The organism is Sutterella sp., from assembly GCF_030539355.1.
In the GTDB taxonomy this organism is placed as follows: domain Bacteria; phylum Pseudomonadota; class Gammaproteobacteria; order Burkholderiales; family Burkholderiaceae_F; genus Sutterella.
On the sequence record NZ_JAUNSF010000003.1, the window covers coordinates 25,016 to 31,477 of the forward strand.

General features: G+C 66.8%; 8 protein-coding genes and 1 tRNA gene. 6 read left to right on the forward strand and 3 right to left on the reverse strand.

Annotated elements, in window-relative coordinates; translation table 11 throughout:
• Positions 1-69 precede the first annotated feature (69 nt).
• The 4 genes from Q4F91_RS01230 to murI all read left to right on the forward strand — a co-directional run bounded on the left by Q4F91_RS01230 (position 70) and on the right by murI (position 2,420).
• A tRNA-Thr gene (locus Q4F91_RS01230) sits at positions 70-145 on the forward strand.
• A gap of 165 nt (positions 146-310) precedes the next feature.
• Positions 311-664: a Spx/MgsR family RNA polymerase-binding regulatory protein gene (locus tag Q4F91_RS01235; RefSeq protein ID WP_303333945.1), complete on the forward strand. Its 354-nt coding sequence runs from the start codon at positions 311-313 to the stop codon at positions 662-664.
• Positions 665-685: 21 nt separating this feature from the next.
• Complete coding sequence (locus Q4F91_RS01240; protein ID WP_303333946.1) at positions 686-1,600, forward strand: DMT family transporter; 915 nt, start codon at positions 686-688, stop codon at positions 1,598-1,600.
• A 1-nt stretch (position 1,601) separates the two neighbouring features.
• Positions 1,602-2,420, forward strand: coding sequence for a glutamate racemase (gene murI, locus Q4F91_RS01245; RefSeq protein WP_303333947.1), 819 nt, complete (start codon positions 1,602-1,604; stop codon positions 2,418-2,420).
• Here murI and Q4F91_RS01250 read toward each other — a convergent pair whose 3' ends face one another.
• Positions 2,421-2,876, reverse strand: a complete 456-nt coding sequence (locus tag Q4F91_RS01250) for a thioesterase family protein (RefSeq protein ID WP_303333948.1) — start codon at positions 2,874-2,876, stop codon at positions 2,421-2,423. It lies immediately after the preceding gene.
• Between the two features lie 40 nt (positions 2,877-2,916).
• Positions 2,917-3,561: a cyclase family protein gene (locus tag Q4F91_RS01255; RefSeq protein ID WP_303333949.1), complete on the reverse strand. Its 645-nt coding sequence runs from the start codon at positions 3,559-3,561 to the stop codon at positions 2,917-2,919.
• A gap of 206 nt (positions 3,562-3,767) precedes the next feature.
• Here Q4F91_RS01255 and Q4F91_RS01260 point away from each other — a divergent pair, with 206 nt between their 5' ends.
• Complete coding sequence (locus Q4F91_RS01260; protein WP_303333950.1) at positions 3,768-4,313, forward strand: nitroreductase family protein; 546 nt, start codon at positions 3,768-3,770, stop codon at positions 4,311-4,313.
• A 29-nt stretch (positions 4,314-4,342) separates the two neighbouring features.
• On the opposite strand, the gene Q4F91_RS01265 is transcribed toward Q4F91_RS01260, so the two are convergent.
• Positions 4,343-5,395, reverse strand: a complete 1,053-nt coding sequence (locus Q4F91_RS01265; protein WP_303333951.1) for a DUF72 domain-containing protein — start codon at positions 5,393-5,395, stop codon at positions 4,343-4,345.
• A gap of 165 nt (positions 5,396-5,560) precedes the next feature.
• On the opposite strand from Q4F91_RS01265, the gene Q4F91_RS01270 reads away from it, so the two are divergent.
• Positions 5,561-6,286, forward strand: a complete 726-nt coding sequence (locus Q4F91_RS01270) for a response regulator transcription factor (RefSeq protein ID WP_303333952.1) — start codon at positions 5,561-5,563, stop codon at positions 6,284-6,286.
• Positions 6,287-6,462 lie beyond the last annotated feature (176 nt).

Below are 6,462 nucleotides of genomic sequence, written 5' to 3' on the forward strand. Positions count from 1 at the left end.
ACCCCTGCTATTTCTGCATAATGCGTCTCCTCCGATGCCGAGGTCCTCGCGACTTCGACAATTGAGAGAGCCGGTGTAGCTCAGCTGGTAGAGCAGCGCATTCGTAATGCGAAGGTCGGGAGTTCGAATCTCTTCTCCGGCACCAGAATTCAGGATCCCGTACCGCTTTGGCGGTGCGGGATTTTCTTTTTCCGCGTCCGGAAGCCCCGCAGAAGTCCCGTCCGCCGCTCGTGCATAATGATCCGCGGCACACGGTCAGCCGCACGACACGGCAGACCCCCGATTCCCTCCCACGGAGACTTCTTCCGCCATGATCGACATCTACGGCATCCCCAACTGCGGCTCCGTCAAGAAGGCCCTCGCCTGGGCCCGCGACAACGGCGTTGAGTTCACCTTCCATGACTTCAAGAAGGAGCCGCCGACGGAAGCGCTTCTCGAGGGCTGGATGAAGCAGATTCCCGCCAACACGCTCGTGAACGCCGCCGGTCCCTCGTGGCGCAAGCTTGACCCCGAGGTCCGGGAGGCCTGCAAGGCCGACGCCGCGGCGATGAAAACGCAGATGCTCGCCACGCCCAACATCATCAAGCGCCCCGTCATCGTCTGGGCGGACGGCTCCGTCACGCGCGGCGTCGACGAGGCGCTCTGGGCCGGAAAAGCGCACTGACCGCGAGAGGACCGGCTCCCGATGTCGTTCTCCGACCGCATTCCCCCGCGGCTCGCCGCCCTGCTCCCGATCCTCGCCCTCGTGGCGGCGACCGGGTTCTGGGGCAGTTCCTTCCTCACCGTCTCGACGGCGCTCTCGTCGACCGATCCCTATTCGCTCGTCTTCATGCGCTTCGCGATGGGCGCGTGCGTGGTTCTCATCATGCTGCGCGGCCAGATCGGGCAGATCCCCGCGGTCACCTGGAAAGCGGGCGCCGTCTGCGCGCTCGCGATCTACGGCGCGTACCTCCTCAATCACATCGGCCTCGAGACGATCCTCTCCTCCACCTCGGGCTTCCTCACGGCGCTCTACGTTCCGCTCACGCCCTTCCTCTTCTGGGCGGTGACGCGGCGCAGCCCCGACGTCGCGGCCTTCATCGGCGCCCTCGTCGCCTTCGCCGGGCTCGTGCTCATCGCCGATCCCTTCTCGATGACCTTCGAGAACAACCTCGGCGAATGGCTCACGATCCTCTCGGCCTTCCTCTCCGCCCTCGAGATCATCCTGATGGGGCGCTTCGCCCCGGCCTGCAAGGCGCTCGAGCTCACCTTCGCGCAGCTTTTCTTCGTCGCGCTCTACGCCGGCCTCGGAACGCTCGTCGCGCACGCGAGCGGGATGGAGCTCACCCAAACCGTCTTCACGAAGGATCTCCTCTGGTGCCTCCTCTGGCTCGCCGTCATTCTCTCGGCCTCCCAGATGCTGCTTGCCTGGGGTCAGAAGTTCGTCGCCGCCTCCACGGCCGCGGTGATCTTCGCGCTTGAGAGCGTCTTCGCCGCCGTGATCGGCTGGATCGCGGGCGAGCGCCTCGGCGCCCTCGGCCTCACCGGCGGCGCCCTCATCGTCATGGGCGTGCTCGTGACCGAGCTCCCGAGCCTCAGAAAGAACCTGCGGAGAAAGTGAAATGCCGAGCACAGCACCGATCGGAATCCTTGACTCGGGCTTCGGCGGGCTCTCTGTCGCGCGCGCGGTGCGTGCGCGCCTCCCGCACGAGGACCTGATCTTCGCCGCGGACTGCGCCTACGCGCCCTACGGCGACCGCGACGACGCCTACATCATCGACCGCCTTGAAGCGGTGATCAGCTTCCTGCTCGAGAAGGAAGTGAAGGCAGTCGTCTTCGCCTGCAACACCGCCACCGCGGTCGGGATCCGCTACTTCCGCGAGCGGCTCGCGATGCCGATCATCGGCATCGAGCCCGCGGTCTTCCCCGCCGTGCGCCATACGAGGGCCGGCACGATCGGCGTGATCGCCACCTCGCGGACGATCTCGAGCGCCAAGTACGCCCGCGTGCGCGAGCGCGCGCTTGACTGGGCCGACGCCTCGCGCCCGATGCCGATCCGCGTGATCGACATGCCCTGCCCCGGGCTGATGGAATGCGTCGAGCGCGGTGACTTCACCTCGCCCGCCCTCCACGCGCTCCTCACCGAGTACATCGATCCGATCGCCGCCGCCGGCGCCGACGAGATCGTCCTCGGCTGCACGCACTACCCGTTCCTCGCCGAGGCGATACGCGCGCACGCGCCGAAGTCGCATTTGATCGACCCGGCGCCCGCGGTGGCCGAGCAGCTCGAGCGACGGCTCGGCTACCTCGACCTCCTCGCGCCCGAAAAGGAAAACCCGCCGCAGGAGCACTTCCATGCGACGGGTGCGAACGAGGACCGCGAAAAGGTGCTCCGGCGCCTCTGGCCCGGATCACCCCGGCTCCTCGCGATGGAGCCCTGATCAGGCGCGCAGCTCAAGGAGCGGATCGCCCTCCTCGATGAGGTACGGCTTGAAGGCCTCGCGGATGTTGTCCGGGATCGGGTAGGAGACAAAGTCGCCCTTCTCGTCGAGCTTCACGCAGACCATCGTCTCAATCGCGCGCAGACGCACCTCCTCGCCGCAGGTCACCTCGAAGGCGAAGCGGATCGACGAACGGCCCATCTTCTCAATCCAGACCTTGCCCGTGCAGAGGTCGCCCGGGCGCGAGGGCGCCGTGAAATCCGTGCGGATGCCGACGACGGGGAAGCCGACGCCGAACTTGCGGATTTCGATGAAGCCGACGTTGCCGACCTCATGCAGGAAGTCCTCATGGAACATGTTGATGAGGGCGTAGTAGTGCGGGTGATAGACAATTCCCGCGGGATCGCAGTCACCGAAGTGAATGCGGATGGGCCTTTCGTAAACGAGATGCGGCATGGCAGATCCCTGAAAAAGGATAGGTGAAAACCCTGTAATACTACTTGCCTGAAGCCGTAAGTGCACGGAGGATCGCGCGAACCGGGGTGGCCTCGACGCCCTCGATCGGGAGCGGCAGGGCGATGAGCTCGTATTCGCCCGCGGGGACCTCGGCGAGGTCGAGGTTCTCGAGCAGCGCCATGCGGTTGGAGAGCGCGATGCGGTGGCTCACGAGCAGCGTGCTCGCCGCCGGGTCGATGCTCGGCGTGTCGACGCCGATCAGTCCCACGCCCTCGGCGGCGAGGTCGCGCACGAGCTGGGGCTTGAGCGCACGGAACTGGTCCGTCCACTGCCAGGGGCGCTGCCTGCGGGTCTTGAAGAGCACGCGGGACGGGAGCATGGTGAGGTCGACCGACTCGGGGCCGATCGCATCAAGTGAAGTCTCGTCGGAGAGGTCGATCACGACGCAGCGGCCGATGAAGGTCTCGAGCCTGAGCGCGGCGGCGTCCGCCGCGTCGCGGTCAAGGTGAAGGGGCGCGTCGGCGTGCGCGCCGATGTGCGGGGAGAAGGTGAGCGTCGAGACATTGCTGGGATCGCCGTCGGAGATGCGCGTGTTCCAGTAGACCTGAAACGGTGTGTCGCCGGGGAATACCGGCGTGCGCTTGCCGAGCGGCGGCGTGATGTCCCAGATGCGTCTTGACGCCATGGCTCTTCTCCTCTTGCAGTGCGGCCGCCGGGTCCTCTGGCAGGACGCACTGGTGATTGTTCCGTCCGGAAATTCTATGTCAGCGCAAAGTGTGCCTTCCTATACTTTCGCCCAAGTATTTGTGCGCTCGATCAGAGCCGCGCACCCGACGGATGCCAGGGAACCATTCAAGCATCATCACCCCGAACAAGGATTCAAACGTCATCATGCGCAATCCTGAATTTGCCCGGATCATCGCCGAGCGCCGTTCCGCGAAGCCCAAGATCCAGACCCAGCCCGGCCCCTCGGCCGAGGTGCTCGAGGCCGCCGCGAAGGCCGCCCGGTCGACGCCCTCGCACAACGCCAGCTTCCCCGTGCGCTTCGTCAACGTCCTCTCGCGCGAGAAGTTCGCCGAGCTCTTCGTGAAGGCCCTGCCCGCCGACGCCGACCAGGCGAAGATCGACCGCGCCCGCAGCAAGGCGATGAAGGGCGCCTGCGCGATTGCCGTGATCGGCCCTCGGCCCGGTCCCGGCACCTTCCCCGGCGAGGACATGGAGAACCTCATGACCGCGGGCGGCGCGCTCACGAACTTCCTCAACGTGCTCTATGCCGAAGGGTTCGGCGCCTTCACCGTCACCGGCCGCGACTTCCCGGATCCCGAGGGCCTCTACGACCCGAAGACCGAGCGCCTGCTCTGTTTCATCCTCTGCGGGACGCTGGCCGAATCTCCGGAGCCCCGTCCCGAGACGGCGTCGCTCCTCACCGAGTGGTGATTTGACAGGGGACCGTCCGCAGCCGCTTCTCAGCGGCGCACCGGACGGTCCGCCTCAAGGATGTGGTCCGTGATCTCCGCGATGCCGCGGACCGTGAGGGGTGCGCACCCCTCGGCCTTGTTGTTGACGGCGAGGTAGCTCTCCACACCGCTTCTCGCCGCACGGGCGATGAGGGACGCGACAAGCGCCCTCGTCGCCGGATCCGTCGCGCGGATCGCATTGAAGGGCGCCCAGGCGCGCCTCGCGGTGTCATAGAACTGGTGCGCGGCGAGCGACCAGCGGATGACGAGCGGCCCGGCGAGCTTCCAGTACTCCCCTTCCTTCGCGTCCGGCGCGTCGCAGCACCTGAGCGCCTCAGTCTGACGCCGGATGCCCGGCATGGCCGGATGCAGCCCGATCACGGGCCGCACGCCCGCGGCGCGCAACCGTTTCATCATGCGGGGCGTGAGCAGCTCGTAGTTTCGGAACTCAGCCGCAAGGAGCAGTCCCTCCGCGGGCGCCCGCAGCCCCTCGAAGAAGGCGCAGATGCGCTCGAGGAGCGCGAGACGGGCGTCAAGCTGCCTCAGCTGCGGGTGCGGCACCGGCGAGAACTCGAAGACAAGCGGCCCCGCCTTTCTGCCGAGGCCCAGCCTCGCCGGTCCGAGGAACTTGTCCACGGCCGCATGGACGTTGAGAAAAAGCGGATTGGGTCCCGTCGGCACGCCGCGGTCATTCCTGCGGAAGGGATCCGTCACGTCGCGCGGGGCCTTCACGAGAAAGCGGAAGTCATCGGGCACCTGCGCGGCGAAGCGCGCAAAGTCCGCCTGCGAGAGCGCACGGTAGAAATTGCGGTCAAGGCCCACAGTCCGGAAGAGCGGCGAGGCGCTGTAGGCGGGAAGGCCCTCGGCGGCGAGCCGGTCGAGGCCGCTGCCGCGGCTCCAGACAATCCCGCGCCAGCCGGGGAAGTTCCAGGTCGAGGTGCCGAGCCGGATCGTCGCGGGGAGCCGCGCCATCAGCGCGCGCAGTGCCGCATCGGCGGGCTCCGGCGAAACGGGAGCCGAGACCGGCGGCGCATCATCGAAAAGCGCTGTCACGGGTTCCATCGGCACGGTCTCCGAAAAAAATGACTGTCCCCTCGGCAAAACAGTCCGCGGCGCGGTAAGTGCAAGGGCGGACGGTACCTTTACATCATTTAATAGTACCCCGAGCGGCTACAATCCAACGTGACCAACCTCACCCTTCCGAATAACGAAAACATTTTCCAGCGCATGACCAATCCTTCAGATATTCCCCCTTTACCCGAGGACTCCCAGTTTGCCCCGGACGACCCGGGCGTCGTGTGGGTCGTCGAGGAGGACGGCGTGCGCGAGTCGCTCACCTTCGCGCTGATGCCGCAGTTCGAGACGATCGTCTATCCCAACGCCACCGAGTTCCTCGCCCGCGCGGACCTTGACCGACCGGGCTGCCTCATCGTGGCCGAGCCGCTCTCGATGACCACCTCGGGTGACGTACAGATCGCGCTCAGGCAGATGAAGTGCCCGGTGTCGGTGATCCTGCTCGCCTCGCAGCCCGACATCCGCACGGCCGTGCGCGCGATGGCCGCCGGCGCCGTGAGCGTGCTCGAGAAGCCCGTCGATCCCGACGAGCTCGCGAGCGCCGTCGAGGTCGGCCTCGTTCGCTCGAAGCGCCTCTACCGGCGCCGCAGGCTGCTCCTCATGTACGAGTCGCTCTCGCGCCGCGAGCGCCAGATCTTCATCATGATCTGCCAGGGCCTCAAGAACAGCGACATCGCGCCGCTCCTCAACCTCTCGCAGCGCACCGTCGAGGTTCACCGCGCCCACATCGGCCGCAAGCTCGGCAACGCCGCCCCGGTCCGTCTGCTCTACGAGCTCGCGAAGACCACCGAGGACGGCAGCGTGCTCACCGCCGACTTCGAGGGCATTGACCAGGAGGCGCTCGAGCGCGCCATCGCCGAGGCCACGTCCTCGAACTGATTCCCGCAGATCCTTCAGATGCGCCAAGGCCGCCCGGTTTTGAACCGTGGCGGCCTTGCTGTTCCTGGCGGGAGGCGCCTCACCGGGGAGGAAGCGCCTCAGAGGAAGGATGCCGGATTACTGCTGCTGGGGAGCAGGAGCGGGGGCGGGAGCCGGGCCGTTCGCGGGGCCGTTCG

Coding starts and splice junctions, on each gene's coding strand:
- Q4F91_RS01235 (WP_303333945.1), top strand. CDS start 311: ATGATCGACATCTACGGCATCCCCAACTGCGGCTCCGTCAAGAAGGCC.
- Q4F91_RS01240 (WP_303333946.1), top strand. CDS start 686: ATGTCGTTCTCCGACCGCATTCCCCCGCGGCTCGCCGCCCTGCTCCCG.
- murI (WP_303333947.1), top strand. CDS start 1,602: ATGCCGAGCACAGCACCGATCGGAATCCTTGACTCGGGCTTCGGCGGG.
- Q4F91_RS01250 (WP_303333948.1), bottom strand. CDS start 2,876: ATGCCGCATCTCGTTTACGAAAGGCCCATCCGCATTCACTTCGGTGAC.
- Q4F91_RS01255 (WP_303333949.1), bottom strand. CDS start 3,561: ATGGCGTCAAGACGCATCTGGGACATCACGCCGCCGCTCGGCAAGCGC.
- Q4F91_RS01260 (WP_303333950.1), top strand. CDS start 3,768: ATGCGCAATCCTGAATTTGCCCGGATCATCGCCGAGCGCCGTTCCGCG.
- Q4F91_RS01265 (WP_303333951.1), bottom strand. CDS start 5,395: ATGGAACCCGTGACAGCGCTTTTCGATGATGCGCCGCCGGTCTCGGCT.
- Q4F91_RS01270 (WP_303333952.1), top strand. CDS start 5,561: ATGACCAATCCTTCAGATATTCCCCCTTTACCCGAGGACTCCCAGTTT.